Annotated in this window: 16 protein-coding genes; 10 read left to right on the top strand and 6 right to left on the bottom strand. The window is 69.4% G+C overall.

Going from position 1 to position 20230, the window contains the following annotated elements; translation table 11 throughout:
• Positions 1-266 precede the first annotated feature (266 nt).
• From SAVERM_RS44585 to SAVERM_RS07400, 4 genes are all read right to left on the bottom strand, one after another.
• A complete protein-coding gene (locus tag SAVERM_RS44585) occupies positions 267-716 on the bottom strand; it encodes a peptidoglycan-binding domain-containing protein (protein ID WP_052082302.1) in 450 nt (149 codons plus the stop codon).
• A 1166-nt stretch (positions 717-1882) separates the two neighbouring features.
• The gene (locus SAVERM_RS07410; RefSeq protein WP_010982828.1) at positions 1883-3412 is read right to left on the bottom strand and encodes a flavin-containing monooxygenase; all 1530 of its coding nucleotides are present in this window, start codon (positions 3410-3412) and stop codon (positions 1883-1885) included.
• A gap of 183 nt (positions 3413-3595) precedes the next feature.
• Positions 3596-4807: a PucR family transcriptional regulator gene (locus SAVERM_RS07405; protein ID WP_037646039.1), complete on the bottom strand. Its 1212-nt coding sequence runs from the start codon at positions 4805-4807 to the stop codon at positions 3596-3598.
• A 131-nt stretch (positions 4808-4938) separates the two neighbouring features.
• Positions 4939-5553, bottom strand: coding sequence for a cysteine hydrolase family protein (locus tag SAVERM_RS07400; protein WP_037646041.1), 615 nt, complete (start codon positions 5551-5553; stop codon positions 4939-4941).
• A 111-nt stretch (positions 5554-5664) separates the two neighbouring features.
• Here SAVERM_RS07400 and SAVERM_RS07395 point away from each other — a divergent pair, with 111 nt between their 5' ends.
• On the top strand, positions 5665-6366 hold the full coding sequence (locus SAVERM_RS07395) for a FadR/GntR family transcriptional regulator (RefSeq protein WP_037646043.1): 702 nt from the start codon (positions 5665-5667) through the stop codon (positions 6364-6366).
• Positions 6363-7733, top strand: coding sequence for an FAD-binding oxidoreductase (locus SAVERM_RS07390; RefSeq protein WP_010982824.1), 1371 nt, complete (start codon positions 6363-6365; stop codon positions 7731-7733). Before SAVERM_RS07395 ends, SAVERM_RS07390 begins: the two co-directional genes overlap by 4 nt.
• Before the next feature lie 801 nt (positions 7734-8534).
• On the opposite strand, the gene SAVERM_RS44580 is transcribed toward SAVERM_RS07390, so the two are convergent.
• On the bottom strand, positions 8535-9272 hold the full coding sequence (locus SAVERM_RS44580) for a transposase (RefSeq protein ID WP_237528731.1): 738 nt from the start codon (positions 9270-9272) through the stop codon (positions 8535-8537).
• A 140-nt stretch (positions 9273-9412) separates the two neighbouring features.
• On the opposite strand from SAVERM_RS44580, the gene SAVERM_RS07385 reads away from it, so the two are divergent.
• The 6 genes from SAVERM_RS07385 (at position 9413) to SAVERM_RS07360 (ending at position 16560) form a co-directional block, all read left to right on the top strand.
• Entirely contained in the window at positions 9413-10525 is a 1113-nt protein-coding gene (locus SAVERM_RS07385) for a catalase family protein (protein WP_010982823.1), read from the top strand.
• A 769-nt stretch (positions 10526-11294) separates the two neighbouring features.
• On the top strand, positions 11295-12494 hold the full coding sequence (locus SAVERM_RS07380) for an acetyl-CoA C-acyltransferase (protein WP_010982822.1): 1200 nt from the start codon (positions 11295-11297) through the stop codon (positions 12492-12494).
• 147 nt (positions 12495-12641) lie between these two features.
• On the top strand, positions 12642-13271 hold the full coding sequence (locus SAVERM_RS07375) for an HAD family hydrolase (RefSeq protein ID WP_242432196.1): 630 nt from the start codon (positions 12642-12644) through the stop codon (positions 13269-13271).
• Positions 13272-13373: 102 nt separating this feature from the next.
• Positions 13374-14066 (top strand): TetR/AcrR family transcriptional regulator, encoded by a 693-nt coding sequence (locus SAVERM_RS07370; protein WP_037646045.1) that lies wholly within the window; start codon positions 13374-13376, stop codon positions 14064-14066.
• Between the two features lie 444 nt (positions 14067-14510).
• Positions 14511-15776 (top strand): acyl-CoA dehydrogenase family protein, encoded by a 1266-nt coding sequence (locus SAVERM_RS07365; RefSeq protein WP_010982819.1) that lies wholly within the window; start codon positions 14511-14513, stop codon positions 15774-15776.
• A gap of 1 nt (position 15777) precedes the next feature.
• Positions 15778-16560: an SDR family oxidoreductase gene (locus SAVERM_RS07360; protein WP_010982818.1), complete on the top strand. Its 783-nt coding sequence runs from the start codon at positions 15778-15780 to the stop codon at positions 16558-16560.
• Positions 16561-16944: 384 nt separating this feature from the next.
• Here SAVERM_RS07360 and SAVERM_RS07355 read toward each other — a convergent pair whose 3' ends face one another.
• Positions 16945-17382: a MarR family winged helix-turn-helix transcriptional regulator gene (locus SAVERM_RS07355; RefSeq protein WP_010982817.1), complete on the bottom strand. Its 438-nt coding sequence runs from the start codon at positions 17380-17382 to the stop codon at positions 16945-16947.
• Positions 17383-17513: 131 nt separating this feature from the next.
• Between SAVERM_RS07355 and SAVERM_RS07350 the strand changes: the two genes are divergently transcribed.
• Together SAVERM_RS07350 and SAVERM_RS07345 are read left to right on the top strand one after the other, a co-directional pair.
• Positions 17514-19022, top strand: coding sequence for an MFS transporter (locus SAVERM_RS07350; RefSeq protein ID WP_010982816.1), 1509 nt, complete (start codon positions 17514-17516; stop codon positions 19020-19022).
• Positions 19023-19293: 271 nt separating this feature from the next.
• Complete coding sequence (locus tag SAVERM_RS07345) at positions 19294-20091, top strand: maleylpyruvate isomerase family mycothiol-dependent enzyme (RefSeq protein ID WP_010982814.1); 798 nt, start codon at positions 19294-19296, stop codon at positions 20089-20091.
• The last annotated feature ends 139 nt before the right edge of the window (positions 20092-20230 follow it).

Genomic DNA, 20230 nt, shown 5'->3' with positions numbered 1-20230 from the left:
ATCATGGCGCGGCGGGAGCCGGCCGGTCACCGCGCACAGCGCATCCCGAAGGCCCGCCTGACCGCCGTTCATGGCGGGCACCGCCCGGCAGGGGGAGGCAGACGAACATCGGTGGTGGCCAGGCCCGGTCGAGGCCGCCGCGTGCCGGCAGCGGCAGCCGGGTACCGGCCGGCAGGCACACGTCGGCCCGCCGCAGACGGTCTTCGACGCGGGCGTGGCCCATCACCCTGACCGCGCCCGCGCGTCCCCCGGCCTTCTGCCGCTGGTCATTTGGTCCGCAGCATGAGGGCATGACGTGTGTTGTCGCCGTACACCCCGCTCTCATCGCCTCGGATCCCGTACCGCTTCTGAAACAGGGTCACGGCCGCTCGGACCTCCGCGTCGTAACGTCCGTCGATCGCGCCGCCGTCGTAGACGTGCGATATCTGCAGGAGACGTACCTGCAATTCGTAGACCCCATGGCCGCTGTCGCCTTGGCGCAGGAGGCCCGTGCCCGGGATTTCGGGGAGCGGCGGGTCCGGGGTGCTGGGCTGCGGGCGGTTCGTCTGCCCCGGAGCCGGGGGAGAGGGGTCCTTCGGCGCGGGACTCGCCGGCAGTGGGGTTTCCACGTGCCCGGGAGGCGAAGAGGAGGTCGCGGGCTCGGCGTTGTGGTAGGTCAGCAGCCAAGAGGCGAGGATCAGTCCGCTCGCCGCGCCCAGCCCGGAGATGCCGGCCACTCGCAGGTCCCTGCGGTTGGTGGATCGCCGCCGTCCGCCGCTGGTCTTTCTCCCGTGGGCGCGGACGGATGGCGCAGATCCCTTTGAAGGCGCGGTGGCGAACTGGTCGAACGGGGCGGCCGGACAGAGTGGTACGTCCGGCCCAGCGGTGCCCGGCCCGGGGCTCCTGCTCCGCCCGCTTTCCTGCCAGGGAGCAGCCGGAGTGGGGAAAGGCACGGTTGGTGCGACAGCCTCCGGTCCAGGCCCCGGTCCAGGTCCAGGTCCAGGTCCCGGACCCGGTCCAGGCCCCGGTCCACTGGCCGTCGGTGGCTTTCCCGCCGGCGGGGGCGGGACGGCCTCCAGCTCGCTGGGTAATCCCGGTGGCTCGGCCATGACGGCCTCCGGGGCGTCGGCCTGGCGCAGGCCGCCGGTCGGCGGCGATTCAGCGGCAGTTGGCCGGTGGGGCCCGGGACGCTCCGGTTGCGTGCCGGACGACGCACGTCTGACCGGCAGCGCCCGGCCGGATGTGGAGGAAGCCGGGGGCGAGGTCGGCTGGGGAAGGCGGGCATCCCCGGTCGGTTGACCGGGCCGGATCTGGGGCTGGGACGGGCCCTCGGCGTGTTCCTGCCGCTCGTCGCGCAGGAGGTCGGCGCGTGCGGCATCCAAAGCGTCCAGCACGGCTTGGAAGGAGTCCCTGATCTCCAGCGCGTTGTCAGGGCCTGAGGCGGGAGTCCGCTCAGGGTTGGCGTCGTTGCGAGCCACCGGGTCCTCCTCAACTTGTCTTGTTCCTGACGGGCCATTTCTTTCGTCAGCGGCGGTCAGGTACCAGAGGCCGGATGGTGACGAGGGCCTCTGCGCCGGGCGCCCTGGGGTTTTCCTTCTTCTTCTCTCGGAGGCAATACGTGGGCCGCGCGGCTTTGTCCTCATCCCGTGGCCGGTATGTAACCCACGCCTCGTTCACAGCCCGGGCGGTGGTCCAGCCGTCCGGTCGGCCGTCCGGCAGGGTTGATGGCGCGTGCGACGCCTGGCCGAGCGCTTCGGGTACGCGCCGTCACCGACGCCCCGGGCGCGGTCGCCGTGCCGTCCTCGCGGTCAGCGGAATCGCCGACGGCCGGCACTCCGCAAGGCGTGCGGCAGCGGTGGCCGGGTCGGCCGACAGCATCTCCAAGCCTGGGACGTCGACCCGTTCATGGTTCCAGGTGTGCCGTCGCCTGGAGGCCGCGCGCCGGGCGGGGGGTGGCGGTGGGGGAGGAGAAGCAGAGGTTCTCGTCCTCCACGGAGTCTTCCCGCAGGAGTTTGACGTCGGCCTGGTAGTTCATCGACATCAGCCACGGTTCCTCGGTGCCTTGGCGCGGCAGGTGGTCGATGCCCCGCTTGATGTAGCCGGCTTCGAAGTCGAGCAGCGGGCGGGTGGGCATGTCGGGGTCGCTCAGCTCCGGGCAGCAGATGGTGTGGCCGTGGGCGTCCATGTAGTCGAGCAGGCGGCAGAAGTGCTCGCACAGCAGGCCGACCTTCAGTGTCCAGGAGGAGTTGGTGTAGCCGACGGAGAACGAGAAGTTGGGCACCCCGGACAGCATCATGCCCTTGAACGCGACCTTGTCCGGCAGGTGCACCTTCGTCCCGTCCACGGTGAGCTGGATACCGCCGAGTGCCTGCACGTTCAGCCCGGTCGCGGTCACGATGATGTCGGCTTCCAGCCTGCGCCCGGAGGACAGGCTGATGCCGCGTTCGGTGAAGGTGTCGATCCGGTCGGTGACGATCGAGGCGCTGCTGTTGCTCAGCGCCTCGAAGAGGTCGCCGTCCGGCACCACGCACATACGCTGGTCCCACGGATCGTAGGGCGGGTCGAAGTGCTCCTCGACCGGATAGCCCTTGGGCAGCCGACGGGTGTTGACCCAGCGGATCAGCCGCCGGGCGCTGCGCGGGAAGCGCTGGCAGAACCGCCAGATCGCGGCTTGCTGGGCGATGTTCTTGCGCCGTGTCCACGCATACCCGCGGCGTCGGCCCAGGACCTTGCGCAGGAGCTGGGCGATCTTGTCCGTGGCGGGGACGGGCAAGATGTAGGTGGGGGTGCGCTGAAGCATCGTCACATGGGCGGCCGTGCCCGCCATGGCCGGCACGAGGGTGACCGCCGTGGCGCCGCTGCCGATCACCACGACCCGCTTGCCGCGGTAGTCGAGGTCCTCGGGCCAGTGCTGCGGATGCACGATCAGGCCCTCGAACCGCTCGATGCCCTCGAAGTGCGGGGTGTACCCCTGGTCGTAGCGGTAGTAGCCGCCGGCGCAGAACAGCCATTTGCACGACAGGCTCAGCCGCTCGCCGGTGTCGGTGCGCTCGACCTGGACCGTCCAGCGAGCCTCGGTACTCGACCAGGCGGCGCCGCGCACCGTGTGGTGGAAGCGCACCTTCTTGTCGATGCCGTCCTCCGCGGCGGCCTCGTGCAGGTAGGCGAGGATCTTGTCGCCGCGGGCGATGGCCTCCTCTTCCCAGGGCTTGAAGGCGTAGCCGAAGGTGTGCAGGTCGGAGTCCGAGCGGATGCCCGGGTAGCGGAACAGGTCCCAGGTGCCGCCCAGCGCGCCACGCGTCTCCAGAATCGCGTAGCCGCGCTGCGGGTGCTCGCTTTGCAGGTAGTGGGCCGCCCCGATGCCGGAGATGCCGGCACCGACGATCAGCACATCGATGTGCTCGGTAGCTGTCGGTGCCTCAGAGACGGACATGAGCGGCCCTCCAGTGATCTGTTCGACGTCGCCCTTCCATGCTGCGGCCGCACGCAGGACGCCGGAAGGTGTCATCAGCACCTGTCTTCGGGACGGGTGGTGCACTGTGCACCCGGCGATGTGCCGCACGGAACCATGCTTCGTTCCTTCGTCCCAGCAGGCGGGCACGGGCCCACGTCCGGTTCATCCGTCGCCGCGCCAGTGCAGGACGTCGAGGGCGACCGCGATGCGCACCGTGTTCCCCGCCAGCGGGTGGGGCAGGAGGCGCTGGGCTCGCTCGAGTCGGCGGAGCAGGGTGTTTCGGTGGGTGAAGAGGCGGGCTGCCGCCCGGGTGGCGTTGCATTCCTCGTGGATGTAGGCGGCCACCGCCTCACGCAGCTCCGGCGCACCCGTGGCGAGTCCGCCCAGGGTACGCCGTACGAACTGGTCGGCCTGCTGCGGTTCCCGCGTCACCAGAGCAACGATCTCGACCGTTTCGAAACGGGCCACGGAGCGGACGGTGTGCAGGCGCGCCATCATGCGCTGCGTGGTCATCGCGTCGAGGTGACTGCGGCGAAAGCCTTCCACGCCGTGCCCGGTACTGCCGAGGGCTGCCCGGGCAGTGGGATGGCTGTCCAGGTGTCGCTCCAGCCGGTTCGTCGCCGGCAGCGCGGCAGAAGGCAGCCACACCCACAGCATCGCGGCACCGGCCGTCACACTGAGGAAGCGGGACACGCCGGCGGCTTTGGCCAGGGCGTCGGCCGCGCGCTCCAGATCGCCCAGGTCCGACTCCGCGGCGTCACTCCATACGATGGCCGCGGTATGGGTCTGCTCCACCCGGTAGCCGAGCCGGGCCGAGGCCCTGTCCGGGTGGATCGGCGCCCCGTTGAGCAGCAAGGTCACCGCCTCTCGGCGCTCGGCATTCGTACCGCGGGTCAGCTCGTCGCGCTCCGCCTGGATCTGTGCGGAGACCGCGGCGATGGTGGCGTCGACGAACGCCGAGATCGACCGGGTGGAGACATCCAGCAGCTCCCGCAGCTCTGCGGGGTCGGACGTCAGCTCGAAAGCGATCGACATCCAGCGCAGCCAGGCCGCGTTCTGACCGCTGCGGTAGGACTGCAAGGCCGAGTCGTTCAGCCCGCGGCGGACCAGCTCCCGGGCGGTGGCCAAGGCTTCCGGGCCGACGTTCGCCGGCACCGGAGCACCTGGGCTGCGCACGTTCCACGTCGCCCAGTGCAGGACGTTGGCGCGGCTGGTGCGGCGGATCTGAGCGGTGAGATCCGGGTCATCGGCCAGGGCTTGCAGGTACTCCGCCGACAAAGTGGCGTCCTCGATCTCGCGCAGCCACTCCTCCGGAGCACGCGCGGCCACCGCGGCGCCCCGCCCGATCAGCTCACGTATCCGGTCCGATGGCATGTCGCGCTCCGTGAGTGAGGTGCACAAGGGCGAGGGGCCATGGGGATCGGCCGGCGGCCGGTCCACGATGGCCGCGTCACAGATGCCGGCGAGGCCGCGCAGCGCTGCCGGCGGGCGGGGCGACGGCGGGACTACAGGGCGGCGATGACGTCGGCAGAGGTCATCGGCACCGAGAACATCGGGAAGTCGTAGGAGATCGCGTTGTTGTGCTCCTCCTGCGAGGTGGCGGCGACGCAGTCGGTCAGGGTGATCACCCGGAAGCCGCGCTCGTAACCGGTGCGCATGGTCGACTCCACGCAGCAGTTGGTGAGGAAGCCGCCGAGGACGATCGTGTCGACGCCCTTGCTGCGCAGGATGAAATCGAGGTTGGTGCTGGCGAAGGTGTCGAGCCCGCGCTTTCCCTCGATGACGATGTCCCCGTTCACCGGAGCCAGCTCGTCGACGATGGCCGCGCCCCACGTGCCCTTCACGAACGCCTTCCCGTCCACGACGCCTTTGAGGATGCCGTACGGGTGTCGGGTCAGCTCGCCGTAGCCCTCCGCGAACGTGATCGGCGCGTGCATGATCGGTACTCCGGCCTGCCGGGCGGCGTCGACCACGGCGACGGTGTTGGCAAGCATCCCGGTGTGCTGCATGACGTCGGCGACCGCCCCGTGCAGCACGCCGCCGTCGCTGGTGAACTCGTTCTGGTACTCGATGAGCACGATCGCGGTCCTGGCCGGGTCGAGCTCGAGCTTCTCGGTCATGGCGACACCTGACTTCCGCGTCTTTGAGGTAGTGGCCTTGTGTCCTGAGGCACAGCGAGAACCACGGTAGCTCCTTGTCTGACAAACAGACAAGGAGCTACCGTGCGCGGTATGACGATTTCGCCGGTATCGCGCGTGCCCTTGAGTCTCGACGTGGCTCAGCGCCTGCGGGCGGCCATCCTCGACGGCACATTTCCCGCCGACACCGAGCTGCCCACGGAAACCGAACTCGCCCAGTCCTTCGGTGTCGGGCGGTCCACCGTCCGCGAGGCGCTGCGGGTGTTGCAGGCGCACGGTCTGATCAGCGGCGCGGACACCGTTTCCACCGCGCGTCCGCGCGTCACCCACGAGCGCACGGCGGGCGCGGCGGGCCTGGCGCTGAGCACCGCTCTGCAGGTCGGCGCGATCCCGCTGGCCGACCTGGTGGCGCTGCGCACGCTGCTGGAGGCGGAGGCGATACGGCAGACCACGGCCGTGCCGGATGCGGCTCGGTCCTGCCTGGTGACCATGGCGGCAGCGGTGGAGAACGCCGACATCCAGACCTTCCACGCCGCTGACGTGGACTTCCATGGGCAACTGGCCTACGCCGGCGGTAATCAGGCGCTGGGGTTCGTCATCGGCGTGCTGCGCGACTGCATCGCCGGCTACCTGCTCGACGCGCTCGCCGCGGTGGCCGATCGGGGCACGGTGCTCGCGCGTCTGCTCGCCGAACACCAGGCGATCGTCGACGCGCTGGACGCGGGCGAGACCGACCGCGCCGCCGAGTTGGTCGTGGCTCACGTCCGCGGCTTCTACGAGCCGCAGACGCCATGACCGAGGTGGTCGCGGACGTCGCCACCGCCCTCGCCGCCGCGCTGCCGGGCCGGGTGGTCACCGACCGGGACGCGATGGAGGCCTACCGCCGTGACCAGTGCCTGCTGGCTCCCGCGGGGCGCCCGGCGGCGGTGGTGCGCGCTCGCTCGACCGATGACGTGATCACCACGCTGCGCACAGCCGGCGACCATCACGCCCCAGTGGTGACCCGGGGGGCCGGCACCGGGTTGGCCGGCGCGGCCAATGCGATCGACGGCTGCGTCGTCCTCTCGCTCGCCGCGATGGACCGGATCCTCGCCCTGGACGTGCCTGGCCGCACGGCAACGGTCGAGCCGGGCGTACTGACCGGCGATCTCGACGCCCGAGCCCGCCAGCACGGCCTGTGGTATCCGCCGGACCCGGGAAGCAAGGCGATCTCCACCATCGGCGGCAACCTGGCGACCAACGCGGGCGGCATGTGCTGCGCCAAGTACGGGGTCACCGCCGACCATGTCGCCTCGCTGACGGCCGTACTCGCCGATGGCCGCGTGATCCGTACCGGTCCGCCGACCCGCAAGAACGTCGCCGGGCTCGACCTCACCCGGCTCCTCGTCGGCTCCGAAGGCACCCTGGCGGTGATCGTGGACGCCACCGTGCGACTGCGACCGTTCCCGGTGGCCACCGCGACGGTGGTGGCCACGTTCCCGACACCTCGACAGGCGGTCGACACCGTGCTGCGGATCGCGGCGGTCGCCGACCCAGCGGTGGTGGAGCTCATGGACCGCACCTGCATGGGCGCCGTCAATCGCCTGACACGCATGGGGTTGGACGAGTCGGCCGGGGCGCTCCTGCTCGTCCAGTGCGACGGGCCGTCCGCCGGTCAGGAGGCCGCCACCTGCGCCAGGCTGGCCGAAGCCGGTGGCGCCACCGAAGCGCTGCACACCGCCGACCCGGCGGAAGGCGAGATGTTCATGCAGGCCAGACGAATGGTGTACCCCGCGTTGGAGAGGCTGGGCACCACACTGCTCGACGATGTCGGCGTCGCGGTTCAGGACCTCCCCCGATTGCTTGCCGCGATCGAGCGAACCGCCGCCGAGCACGATGTGCTGGTCGGCACCTTCGGCCACGCCGCCGACGGCAACCTGCATCCGACCGTCGTCTACGACGCCGCCGACCGTGACGCGGCAGACCGCGCCGGTGCCGCTTTCGACGACATCGTGGCCGCCGCGCTCGCTCTCGGCGGCACGATCACCGGCGAGCACGGCGTGGGCTCACTCAAGACACGCTACCTCGACGCACAACTCGGTCCCACCGAGCTGGAGTTGATGACCGGCATCAAGGCCGTCTTCGACCCCGCGGACCTCCTCAACCCGGGACGCGCGTATTAGGGCGTGCGCCGGCCGAAGCGGGGCCACGGCTTCCGCATCCCGTGGCGATCCCACACGGCATCGCAGGAGCGAAGAGAGTCGTTGCGGGCAGCGGGCGTCGAGATGTGGGAAATGAGCAGTGTCGAGCTGTGGGAAATGAGCGGTACTGGGCCCGGATCGAGCCGCGGCCGTCGGCTCGTACGCCGAGGGTGCCGCGACGTTCGGGTCATCAACGGTTCTTCCAGCAGAGTTATGTACCCCACTTTTCGGGTGGCGGCTGAGCACTCTTTCGATCCGCCCCGTTGACCCCAGTAACCGGCGACCCGCCGGCAGACCGGTAAGGGAGGTTCGCACATGTTAAAGATCGGTCCGGAACAAACCGAGCGGTGTCTCCCCGCCGCTGACTGCTGCCCGGCTCGGGTGCACCTTTCCTCCCGTCAACTCAAGGGCTGAGATCGATCGCATCATGGACTACTGCCTCCCGTGCAGCCGCACGCTCAACGGCGCCGTAACCTGCCCGGAGTGCGGGGCATACGACCCCGGCATGGCACAGCTGAGCGATCGGAGAGACGCTGCTCCGGCCGCAGACGCCGTGATGCCGGAGGTCCGCTTCAGTGGGGGACCGAGCTCCTCCGCGTCTCCCCTTGCCGGGTCACCAACTCCCGGGCCAGACCTGCCGGCAGACGGGTACGACCGTCCGTCGCGGCTGAAGAAGTACGCCGTCCGGTCTTTCGCCGCAGCCGCCTTCACCATCCTCGGAGGTCTGACCACCGCATCGGTGCTTTCCCAGCCGACAGCCCCACGAGCAGCCTCGATCCCGGATCAGTCATCCCCCGAAGAGCTGGGAGTCCGCGGCACCGACGCACCGGCTTCATCGGAGCGTGTGACCACGCACCCGGGCCGAAAGGGCGTCCGGGACCGAAACGTTGACGGGAGCCGGCGTCCTCTGCCGACGGCAACTCGCAGCGAGTCACCGGTCTCCCGGCCTCCCGCCGCCACCACCGTTGCGCCGCCACCAGTGAAGGCGAAGCCGCCCTCCCGAACCTCCAGTGGCCGCCCCAGCTCGCCCTCGCAGACGGCGACCCCTTCCGCGAGTCCCTCCGCCAGTCCTTCCGGCAGCATCAGCGCCTCTCCCACCAGCAGTGGCTCACCGAGCGGCAGAAGGCAAGCCGGTGGCTGAGTCACTGCTGCGCTCGACTGCTTTGCCGGCGGGGCGCACACGCACGGCGGCGAAGCGGGAGCACGACTCCCCGCTTGAGCCGTGCCGCCGCGTGACGGGGTGAATGCCTCCTGGCCGAGGCCTGCGGCCAGGGCCGCCACCGACGGTGCGGGGTGCCGCCGGCGGGGCTGAGGCCGGCAGCCGATGGCCTCATTGCGAGCCGGGGCCACGGGCTCCGCCTCGAAGGGATGCGCGCTCACCTCCGACCCGACGGCCAGGACGTAGTCAAGTCCGCGCTCGGACAGCGCGGTCCGCAGGTGCGCGTGGGGGTTCGCCCAATGCCCCGCAGCCCTGAAGGGCCACCCCGGCCGACATCCGGCCGCCTTTGGGCACCGGCACATCATCGATCACCCAGGCCGCCGGATCGATCGAAGCACCGACGTCGGTACCGGGAGCGTGTGATGGCGCACAGTTACGTTGTGCACAATCAAATTGCGTACTAGCGTCTGTGAGCAGTGCACCACGACAGAGAGGCGGCACCATGAATCCCGTCCGCTACGAGGACTACCGGCCCACCGAACGCCCGTCCTACCAGGAGGAGATGGAAGCAGTCGTCGCCCAGGTGGCGCGTCGTACGCGCGCCTCGGTCGAGCGCGAGACCGTCGGCCGCGCTGTCCGCACCGCCCACGGAAAGACCTACGGCCTCCTCAAGGCCACGGTCACGATTGGTGACAACCCCGGCGTCTACGGGCAGGGAATCTTCGCCCGCCCGACCGCGTACGACGCCGTCGTCCGCTACTCGAACGGCTTGGGCCACTTCCGCCCCGACCACCAGCTGGGCGCGGCGTGCGGAATGGGCATCAAGCTGTTCGGAGTCGACGGCCCCTCGCTGCTGGACGACGAACGAGACAGCGGCACCTTCGACCTCAACCTGATCAACAACGATGTCTTCTTCGCGAACACGGCCTACGACTATATGGTGATCGAGGAGCTGTTCGCCGAATTGCCCGAGGCGCTCGTGGACCCGGCCCGCCGCAAGACCTGGATGGCGGAGTTCCTGACCCGCCGGCAGACGCTCACCGATCCCGGCAGCTGGCTGTGGGACGAACTGCTCGCCATGCTGTCGTTCACCAGTGTCCCGCGCAGGAACCTGCTGTCGTACAGCTACAACAGCATGGGCGCCTTCCGGTACGGCGACCACATCGCCAAGATCCGTACCGTGCCGACCGCCGCGTCCCTGGCCTCCCTCACGCACCAGATCGTGGACGTGCGCGCGGACAACGAGGCGTTCCGGCGCACCCTGGTGGCCGAGGCCGCCGAGCGAGACCACTCCTTCGAGCTCCAGGTCCAGCTCAACACCGATCTGGCCCGTATGCCGGTGGACAACACGTCCGTCAGGTGGCCCGAGGATCTGTCCCCCTGGGGGACGGTCGCCCGGGTGGACATCCCGCGCCAGGACATCGGCGGGAACGACAACCTGGCGGCCGCCGACGCCACGTCGATCACGCCGTGGCGATCACGCCAGGAACACCGGCCCATCGGCGAGATTCAGCGGGTGCGGCAGGAGGTGTACCGGCGTTCGTCCATCGAACGGCACCGCATCAACGGACAAGAGCGGCGCGAACCGGCCGGCAGCGCTGAGCTGCTGGGCTGAGCTGTCGCGGTCGCGCCCCGCCGCCGCGTGGGTCCAGGGGGCCCCGCGCCGCCGCCCATCGGCCCGCAGGGCGGCCAGGGGCGCGCGACAGCCAGGTGGTGGCCGGCAGGAGCCGTACCGACGCACGTCGTCGAGAGGGGCATCGGCGTTTCACTCGGTCCGGTCCTGTCTTCCACTCCGGCCGGCGCCGACCCAGTGTGTCGGTGCTCGCCGCGCACGCCGGGGCAGTCGCCGTTGCCGCGCTGTTGCGGCAGCAGCGGCCGTCGCCGTGGTGAAACAGCGTCAGGGCTGCCGCCTCGCGGGAGGAGTGTCCGCCGCCGGCGGACACTCCTCCCGCAAGCAACGGCCACCCGTGTCGAGCAGATCGAGCAGATCGAGCAGATCAAGCGCGAGGCCCTGTCAGCCGGTCTCCAGGGGCAGGCGGCTGCCAAGACCGCGAGCATGCCCACCCCGGCAATGGCGGCCGGGCGCCGGGCTTTTGGTCGCCTTGCTGTCGGACCCGTGACCCCATGTCTTCCTGATCACCCAAGGGCCCGCTCGGTTGAACATGACGCCGAATTCAACTATAACCAACCGGAAGGCCGACTCCCGTCACCCCTGCGGCCATGGCTCATGGCGTCGGTCGCCGGAGGAGACGGTCAAGGAGCCTTCGCCGCGCCGCAGTTGGCGTTCGACACCGCCTACCGGCATCGAGCCCGGCTCACGGAGCTCGGAGTCTTGGCCCCGAAGCTCCCGGACGAACCGGGCCAACAGGAAACAGTGAGGCGACATGAGGGAAGCAGTCATCGTTTCGACGGCACGGACGCCGATCGGAAAGGCCTACCGGGGCGCGTTCAACGACACCCAGGCGCAGGAACTTGCCGCCCATGCCCTTTCGCACGCGGTGCGGCGCGCCGGGCTCGAGGGAGGTGAGGTCGAGGATGTGATCTTCGGCTGCGCCGTGCAGCAGGGATCCTCCGGTGGCAACGTGGCGCGTCAGGCCGCTCTCCGTGCCGGACTTCCGGACACCGTGTCGGGCATGACGGTCGACCGGCAGTGCTCGTCGGGCCTGATGGCCATTGCGACGGCCGCCAAGCAGATTGTCACGGACGGCATGCAGGTCGCTGTCGGCGGCGGTGTCGAGTCGATCTCCTTGGTGCAGAACGACCGCATGAACACCCACCGCATGGCGGATCCCTGGCTGGTCGAGCACAAGCCGAGTATCTACATGCCGATGTTGCAGACGGCGGAGATCGTCGCCGAACGTTACGGCGTGAGCCGGGAACGCCAGGACGAGTTCGCGCTGGTGTCACAGCAGCGCACCGCGGCGGCGCAGGAGGCCGGCCGGTTCGACCGCGAGATCGTGGCGCTCGGCAGCGTCAAGAAGGTCCTCGACAAGCAGACCGGCGAGGTGCGGGACGAGGAGGTCACCCTGACCCGGGACGAGGGCAACCGCGCGTCGACGACGCTCGAAGGTCTGGCCGGGCTGGCGCCGGTGCTTCCGGACGGTCAGGTGAGCGCGCATTCCAGCGTGACGGCGGGCAACTCCTCGCAGTTGTCGGACGGGGCTTCGGCGTCGGTACTGATGGAGTCGAAGGAGGCCGAGCGCCGCGGACTGGAACCGCTGGGCGTCTACCGGGGTATGACCGTTGCCGGTTGTGGGCCGGACGAGATGGGCATCGGTCCGGTGTTCGCCATTCCGAAACTGCTGAAGCAGCACGACCTCACCATGGACGACATCGGCCTGTGGGAACTCAACGAGGCGTTCGCTTCCCAGGCGTTGTACTGCCGTGACGAACTGCATATCGACCCGGAGCGGTTCAACGTCGACGGCGGCGCGATCTCGGTCGGTCATCCGTACGGAATGACCGGTGCCCGGCTGGTGGGGCATGCCCTCATCGAGGGCAAGCGCCGAGGTGTCCGGTATGTGGTGGTCTCGATGTGCGTCGGCGGCGGCATGGGCGCGGCCGGACTGTTCGAGGTCGTCTGAGCTCGGCGTCCTCGCTGGACAGGGGCGGCGAGGACCGGCCGGGTGCGGGGTACCACGGGCACTTCATGAGTGCCTACGAAACATGGCTGCCGTCGCATGGTCCGACGGTAGGCAGACCGAGCGAGAGGCGTGAATACGGTGTCGAACGTGGCGGAAAAGACCCGAACCGCGGTCCTGGTGGACTTCGGCGGGGTCATCACCTCCAGTGTGTTGCGGGCTTTCACCGACTTCGGTGCCTCGCTCGGCGGCGACCCGCGCCTGCCGCTGGACCTCCTCGGCCGGGACCAGCCGTCACGCACCCTTCTGGCCGACCACGAGTGCGGCCGTATCGACGCCGAAGCCTTTGAGCGAGGATTCGCCGAACGTCTCCGCGTCCACGGCGCCGACGTACCGGCCGAGGGGCTGACGGCCCGGATGCAAGCGGGAATGTCGATCGACCAGGACATGCTCGCGCTGCTCGGTGGTCTTCGAGCCGCCGGCCATCCGGTTGCTCTCGTATCCAATTCGTTCGGTACCGGAACCTACGACGGCGTCGACCTCGCCGCTGTTGCCGATGTGGTCGTCATCTCCGCCGAGGTCGGGATCCGTAAGCCCTCCCGGCGGATCTACGCGATCGCATGTGAACGCCTCGGCATCGACCCCGAGGAGGCGGTCATGATCGACGATCTGCGGCAGAACCTCGACGGAGCGGCACGGATCGGAATCGGGGGCGTCCTGCACACCAGCGCCGCCGACACCCGCCGCCAACTCGCCGAACGCTTCGGGATCACCGCCTGACCGGTCGACCGCTACGGCGGGACATCCACCGGCGCCGCCGGTGGGCCCCGCACGCCTCGCAGGTTTATGACGATGACGTCGGATTCAAGTAGAGTTTCCAGGATGGACACCACTGGGCCCGAGGAGATCGACGGCGAGAAGGTACCGCCCGTGGCGCCCCTCTCGCACCTTCGCGAGCCGCCTACGACGAAGCGCGGAGCGCGGACCCGGGCCGCTCTGGTGAAGGCCGCGCGGAAGGTGTTCGAACGGGACGGCTACCTCGACACCCGCCTGACCGACATCACCAAAGAGGCGCAATGCGCGGCGGGATCCTTTTACACCTACTTCACCAACAAGGAAGAGGTGCTTGCCGCCGTCCTCCTGGAGGCGCAGGAGGACATGATGCACCCCGGCATGAGCCGGGTGCAGGGTAGCGACGATCCCTATGCGGTACTCGAGGCGAGCAATCGCGCGTATCTCGAGGCGTACAAACGGAATGCGAAGCTGATGGCGCTGCTCGAGCAGGTCGCACAGGTGGAGCCGGAGTTCCGTACGTTCCGGAGCCGGCGCGCTGACGCGTTCATCCGCCGCAATGCGCGCGGCATCGCTGACCTTCAGGCACGGGGTGTCGCAGACCGTGGGGTCGATCCGCTGATGGCCTCCCGTGCGCTGTCGGGCATGGTCAGCGTCATGGCCTACAACGCCTTCGTGCTCGGCGAACGGCACGAGGAAGATGCGCCGGTGGACTTCGAGGAGCTCGTGTCCACGGTCACCCGGCTCTGGGCGAACGCCCTGCGGTTCCCCGGCCACGGCTGATCCAGCAGTCTGGCCCGCAGCCTGACCCGGAACGAAGCCTGCCGCTCACGGCCGTACGGCGGCCCTGGCGCCGCATCGGCACGGCCAGCGGGCGCATGGCCGTTTCCTGGAACCGAGTTCCTTGATGATCCGTTCGGTGATCCCGGCGGTGCCATCGGCATGTCCCCGTCCGCAGTTCAGTAGAGGCCACGCGGCCTTCTCCGGGCGGTGCCGCGAGCCCAGCTATTGAACTTGACGTCAGATTCAATTATACAGGGGACAGAGCACGGTCACACCATCCATCTCCGGGCCATGCCCCGGCCCGGCCCGGCCCGCCCGATTCCGTGGCCCGGGCGGCAGGCGTCACGCCCAGGCCTTCCGCGGGGTCCGGTGTCGTCGAGGGCATGGCCAGTCACCTCGACAAGTGGCCGCCGACCTTTCGCTCCCTACCTGTCAGGAGTTCAGATGTCCCTGTTCGAGATGTCGGACCGCGCCAAGAAATACCAGGCGGAACTGCTCGAGTTCATGGATTCGCATGTCTACCCCGCTGAGGCGGTGTACCACGAGCAGATGAGCGCTTCGGGTGACCCGCACTTCCACCCCCCGGTCATCGAGGAGCTCAAGGCGGAGGCGCGGGGACGCGGACTGTGGAACCTCTTCCACCCGCACCCGGAATGGGGCCCCGGGCTGACGAACCTCGAATACGCGCCGCTGGCGGAGATCATGGGGCGCAGCCACATCGCCTCCGAAGCGTGCAACTGCAATGCTCCCGACACCGGCAACATGGAGGTGCTCACGCTGTTCGGCAGCGACGAGCACAAGGAGAAGTACCTCAAGCCCCTGCTCGACGGGACGATGGCCTCGGCCTTCGCGATGACCGAGCCGCGTGTCGCCAGCTCCGACGCCACCAACATCGAGTTGCGGATGGAGCGCGACGGCGACGAGTACGTACTCAACGGCCGCAAGTGGTTCGCGTCCAACGCCCTGCACCGCAACTGCAAAGTGCTCATCGTCATGGGGAAGACGGACCCCACCGCTGATCCGCACCGCCAGCAGTCGATGATGGTCGTCCCGATCGACGCCCCCGGGGTCACGGTGATGCGCGGCCTGCTGGTGTTCGGCTACCAGGACCGTGAGGGGCACGCCGAAATCGACTTCACCGACGTACGGGTGCCGGCCAAGGACGTCCTCAAGGGCGAGGGAGAGGGCTTCGCGATCAGCCAGGCCCGGCTCGGGCCCGGTCGTATCCACCACTGCATGCGGGCCATCGGCGCGGCCGAGCGGGCGCTGGAGCTGATGTGCCGACGCGCGCAGTCACGGGTGACATTCGGCAGTCCGGTCGCCGAGCGGTCCAACATCCAGGACTGGATCGCGGAAGCGCGTATCGACATCGAGATGATCCGCCTGCTCACGTTCAAGGCCGCGTATCTGATGGACACGGTCGGGAACAAGGGGGCGCGCACCGAGATCGCGGCCATCAAGGTGGCCGCCCCGAACATCGCGTTGAAGATCATCGACCGCGCGATCCAGGTGCACGGAGCGGCGGGCGTGAGCGAGGACTTCCCGCTGGCGATGATGTACGCGCAGCTGCGGACACTGCGGCTCGCGGACGGTCCCGACGAGGTCCACAAGCGAGCCATCGCCAGGCATGAACTGGGCCGGTACCGCGACGCCGCCGGGGCGGCCGGCGGCACGGTCACCCCCGGCGGTCACAAGGCAGTGGTGAGCTGACATGGCAGGACTGGATCTCACCGGTCGCACCGCCGTCGTCACGGGCGCCTCGCGCGGTATCGGGCTGGCGATCGCGCAGGCCATCGCCGCCGCCGGCGGAAACGTCGTCCTCACCTCCCGGTCCCAGGAGGCGGCTGACGCCGCCGCGGCCCGGGTCGGGGGCACGGCGGTGGGCGTCGGTGCGCACGCGGTCGACGAGGAAGCGGCCCGGCGCTGTGTCGATCTGACGCTCGAGCGCTTCGGGAGCCTGGACATCCTCGTCAACAACGCGGGAACCAACCCGGCTTTCGGGCCCGTCATCGACCAGGACCACGGCCGGTTCGCCAAGACCTTCGACGTGAACCTGTGGGCTCCCGTCCTGTGGACGGGTTTGGCCACGCGGGCCTGGATGGGCGAGCACGGCGGCGCGATCGTCAACACCGCGTCGGTGGGCGGCATGGCCTTCGAGGCGAACATCGGGTTGTACAACGCGTCGAAGGCCGCGCTGATCCACCTCACGAAGCAACTGGCCCTGGAACTCTCGCCGAAGGTTCGCGTCAACGCGGTGGCGCCGGGTGTGGTGCGCACGAAGCTGGCCGAGTCTCTGTGGAAGGAGCACGAGCAGGCCGTGTCCGCCGCGACGGCACTCGGGCGCATAGGGGAGCCTGCCGACATCGCCTCGGCGGTCGCCTTTCTCGTCTCGGACGCCGCGAGTTGGATCACCGGCGAGACGATGGTGATCGACGGCGGGCAGCTCCTCGGTGACGCGCTCCCGTTCAGGGAAGGAGCCGGCATCGGCCTTTAGCGCGGACATCGTCGGAATCGACGCCGGGGCGGTGAGCAGTCGACTCGAAACCTCGGCGTCGGCGTAGCTCAACCGTGCTGGTGGGGGCTGCCGACGGGTGACCGGGTCGTACTCGGCGTACCGGCAGGTGGTGTCGACGACCTGCTCGCCCACGGGCCGTCGGTCAGCCCGGGCACCCACGGGGGGTGGGTCCTGCGGCGTCCTCCGACGCGGTCAGCCTCCGTGCCTCGTGGGCTACCTCGGCAAGTTCGGCCGCGGAGCTGTCCCGGTGCAATCCGGACTACCTGCACCCGAGGCACCCGTGCCCGTGCCCCGTGCCCCGTGCCCGTGCCCCGTGGTGGATCCGATCGCCCCGCGAGCCCCCGTCGGTGGGCGGCGACAGAGTCAGGCGGCAGCGAGCTGTGCGGTGAAAGCACGCTCCAGCAGCGCGTACAGGGTGTCCCGCTCCTGCGCGCTGAGTCTGTTCAGGCCGGCGAGCGTGGCGTGCATCTTCCCGCGGATCACGTCGATGACCCGCTCGCCCTCGGCGGTGAGGATGACGTTCTTGACGCGCCGATCGGAAGGGCTGGGCTCGCGGCGCACCAGACCGCGCTTCTCCAGCCGGTCGACGATCCCGGTCATGTTGGAGGCGTCGCAGGTCAGCGTGGTGGCCAGGACGCTCATGGACGCGGGTCCCCGACGCAGCACGTTCAGCGTCTTGCCCTGGCTGGCCGTGAGGCTTTCGCTCGCGGCGGCGACCGTGAAGTCGCCGTAGTAGGCAGCCAGCGACACCGAGAGCAGCTCCATGAGCTGGGCCGTGTCGATGCGGGGGGTTCCTGTCATGCGGCTCAGCCTACGCCAGAATATTTGACGATCTCAAGTATTGGTGGTTACGGTGCCGCCATTGCTTGAAGTTCTCAAGCATCGAGGTTGTCAAGTAGTTCATCCACGTTCGCAAGTAGGGAAGACTTTCCGTGTCTCACGCACAGCACGCGGTGCCCCGACGACACTCAGGAGACACCGTGGTCGTCCTGGCGCTCGGGCTTGCCGCCATGGTCGTCTCGATGATGCAGACCCTGGTCGTCCCGGTCCTGGGCATCATCCAGAGCGACCTGGAGGTCACCACGGCAAACGTCAGCTGGGTGACCACGGCCACGCTCCTGTCGGCCGCCGTGTTCACCCCGCTGCTCGGCCGCTTCGGCGACCAGCACGGCAAGAAGCCCACCCTCGTCGGCGTTCTGCTCGTGATGATCGCCGGTTCGGTGCTCGCCGCCACCACCACCTCGCTGACCTGGCTGATCGTCGGCCGCGTGATGCAGGGAGCGGCGACCGCGATCTTCCCGCTCGCCCTCTCCGTCCTGCGCGAAGAGATCAAGCCGGAGAAGTTGCACGGGGCCATGGCCCTGGTCAGTGGCACACTCGCGTTCGGCAGCGGACTCGCGCTGGTCGGCGCGGGGCTCCTCACCCAGGGCTCCGACCCCGACTACCACCGGGTCTTCTGGCTCGCGGTGGCGCTCGCGGTGATGGCGTTGGCAGGTGTGCTGTTCGCCGTGCCCGCTTCCCGGACGAAGACGGGCGGCCGGACGGACTGGCTGGGTGCGTTCACCCTGGCGATGTTGCTGGTGCTGCTGCTTCTGCCCATCTCGCAGGGGCACGAGTGGGGATGGACGTCCGGCCGTACGCTCGGCGCGTTCGTCGGGGCGATCGTCATGGCGGTGGTGTGGGTCATCACCGAGAGCCGGGTCAAGGAACCGATGGTCGACATGCGGATGTTCGCCCATCGGCCCGTCCTCTTCACCAACCTGGCCGGACTGCTGCTGGGCTTCGCGATGTTCACCCAGTTCATCGGCGTCTCGTACCTCGTCCAGATGCCCGAAGACGTCGCCGGCTACGGCTTCGGCGCTTCCGTGCTGGCGGCGTCCGTCGTGTATCTGCTGCCGACCACACTCGTTTCGCTCGTGGGCGCTCAGTTCGGCGGCGTCCTGGTGCGCCGGCTCGGCGCCCGCGTCACGCTGGCTGCCGGGGCCTGCTTCGGAGTGCTCGGCTTCACGTGGCTGAGCGCCGCGCACGACGCCACTGCCTCGGTGATCGGCGCGGGCATGGTCATCGGACTGGCGATCAGCTTCGGTTACGCCTCCATGCCCGCGCTCATCGTGGCCAGCGTCCCGGCCCACCAGACCGGCATCGCCAACGGCATCAACTCCATCTCCCGCTCGGTCGGCAGCGCCGTCGCGAGCGCGGTGATCACCTCGCTGCTGGCGTCGAAGACCATCCCGCTTCCGGACGGGATGCCCGCGCTGCCGCAGGAGAGCCAGTTCACGTTGAGCTTCACCATCGCCGGAGCGGCGTTCGTCCTGGTGGTGGCAGTCGCCCTGGTCGGACTCAAGGCGGCGCATGCGCCTCGTACGCCCGTGCTGAGGAAGGTCACGCAGTCCGGGACGCCGCAGTCCGCAGAGGTGGAAGCCGACGCCGAACTCGTGTGATCGGGTTCCCTGCCCACGGCCCGGCCCGGCCGGGACCGGCGGCGCGTACTCGTCCGCTGGTGAGAGAGTGCGCGGAGGCGGCATCGGAGCCGTCAGTGAGCCGTCCTCGCCGCTCGTTCTCGTGCAACCCGTCCCTGAGCTCCCGTTCGGCGGTGTCGGCGTGCGGGCCGGTGATCCGGCGGACACCTCCCTCGACATGGCCAGCCACTCCCACACCATCCTCAGCCGGCCGCTCGGCTGAACCCGCACCTGCTCCGAAAGGCATGCCACGATGAAGATCTCGGACCACCCCGACCACGGATCCGGTTTCGCCCCGGTCGACCATCGCACGGCGGTCGCGGCGGAGACCGCCCGATTCGTCGCAGTGGTCAAGGACGCCGACCTGGCGACAGCGGTACCCGGTTGCCCCGGCTGGACGCTGGCCGACCTCGTCAAGCACACAGGCAGCGTCCAGCGGTGGTTCTCGGTGCTGTTGCGGGCGCGCATCCAGGAACCCCCGCAAAAGCGTGAAGTGGACCTGCGGTTCCCTGACGAGGAGGGCGGATACGCCGACTGGCTGGCCGAGAGCGCGACCGTGGCCGCGGAAGCCTTCGCGGCCACCGACCCGAACCTGCCGATGTGGGCGTGGGGCGTCGACCAGCACGCCCGCTTCTGGGCCCGCCGGATGCTCTTCGAGACCCTGCTGCACCGGGCCGACGCCGAGCTGGCGCTCGGCCTGCGGCCCACGATCGACCGCCCGCTCGCGGTCGACGGGATCGATGAGTTCCTCGTCAACCTGCCCTTCGCCGCCTTCTTCGCCCCCAAGGTGGCCAACCTGCGCGGCCCCGACAGGACCATCCGCTTCCGCGCCACCGACGGGGACGACGACTGGCTCGTCCGTCTGCGGCCCGACGGCTTCGGGCTCGACACGACCCACCCGACCGAGGACACCGCTGCCGCGACCGTCCGGGGAACCGCGACCGACTTGCTCCTCCTCGCATACGGCCGCCTGCCCTACGACGCGGAGGCCCTCGCGCACGAGGGGGACGAGGGCCTCCTGGCCCACTGGTTCGCCAACTCCGCCTTCTGAGACGGCGACCTCCCTGCTCCGGATGCCGCCGGAGTCCGCGTCGGGCTCCGCTCGTGACGCGGAGCCCGACGGGCCCGTCCTGCCGGTCCGGCCGCGGTTCAGGGATGCCAGGAGAGGCGCCGGGCCAGGTGCGGGAAGG

The organism is Streptomyces avermitilis MA-4680 = NBRC 14893 (assembly GCF_000009765.2).
In the GTDB taxonomy this organism is placed as follows: domain Bacteria; phylum Actinomycetota; class Actinomycetes; order Streptomycetales; family Streptomycetaceae; genus Streptomyces; species Streptomyces avermitilis.
The sequence above is the reverse complement of the archived record's forward strand: the minus strand, read 5'-3'. Positions and strand labels throughout refer to the sequence as shown.

Excerpts from the sequence above, each read along its gene's own strand:
- SAVERM_RS07410 (WP_010982828.1), bottom strand. The coding sequence starts at position 3,412 with ATGTCCGTCTCTGAGGCACCGACAGCTACCGAGCACATCGATGTGCTG.
- SAVERM_RS07405 (WP_037646039.1), bottom strand. The coding sequence starts at position 4,807 with ATGCCATCGGACCGGATACGTGAGCTGATCGGGCGGGGCGCCGCGGTG.
- SAVERM_RS07400 (WP_037646041.1), bottom strand. The coding sequence starts at position 5,553 with ATGACCGAGAAGCTCGAGCTCGACCCGGCCAGGACCGCGATCGTGCTC.
- SAVERM_RS07395 (WP_037646043.1), top strand. The coding sequence starts at position 5,665 with ATGACGATTTCGCCGGTATCGCGCGTGCCCTTGAGTCTCGACGTGGCT.
- SAVERM_RS07390 (WP_010982824.1), top strand. The coding sequence starts at position 6,363 with ATGACCGAGGTGGTCGCGGACGTCGCCACCGCCCTCGCCGCCGCGCTG.
- SAVERM_RS44580 (WP_237528731.1), bottom strand. The coding sequence starts at position 9,272 with ATGTGCCGGTGCCCAAAGGCGGCCGGATGTCGGCCGGGGTGGCCCTTC.
- SAVERM_RS07385 (WP_010982823.1), top strand. The coding sequence starts at position 9,413 with ATGAATCCCGTCCGCTACGAGGACTACCGGCCCACCGAACGCCCGTCC.
- SAVERM_RS07380 (WP_010982822.1), top strand. The coding sequence starts at position 11,295 with ATGAGGGAAGCAGTCATCGTTTCGACGGCACGGACGCCGATCGGAAAG.
- SAVERM_RS07370 (WP_037646045.1), top strand. The coding sequence starts at position 13,374 with ATGGACACCACTGGGCCCGAGGAGATCGACGGCGAGAAGGTACCGCCC.
- SAVERM_RS07365 (WP_010982819.1), top strand. The coding sequence starts at position 14,511 with ATGTCCCTGTTCGAGATGTCGGACCGCGCCAAGAAATACCAGGCGGAA.
- SAVERM_RS07360 (WP_010982818.1), top strand. The coding sequence starts at position 15,778 with ATGGCAGGACTGGATCTCACCGGTCGCACCGCCGTCGTCACGGGCGCC.
- SAVERM_RS07355 (WP_010982817.1), bottom strand. The coding sequence starts at position 17,382 with ATGACAGGAACCCCCCGCATCGACACGGCCCAGCTCATGGAGCTGCTC.
- SAVERM_RS07345 (WP_010982814.1), top strand. The coding sequence starts at position 19,294 with ATGAAGATCTCGGACCACCCCGACCACGGATCCGGTTTCGCCCCGGTC.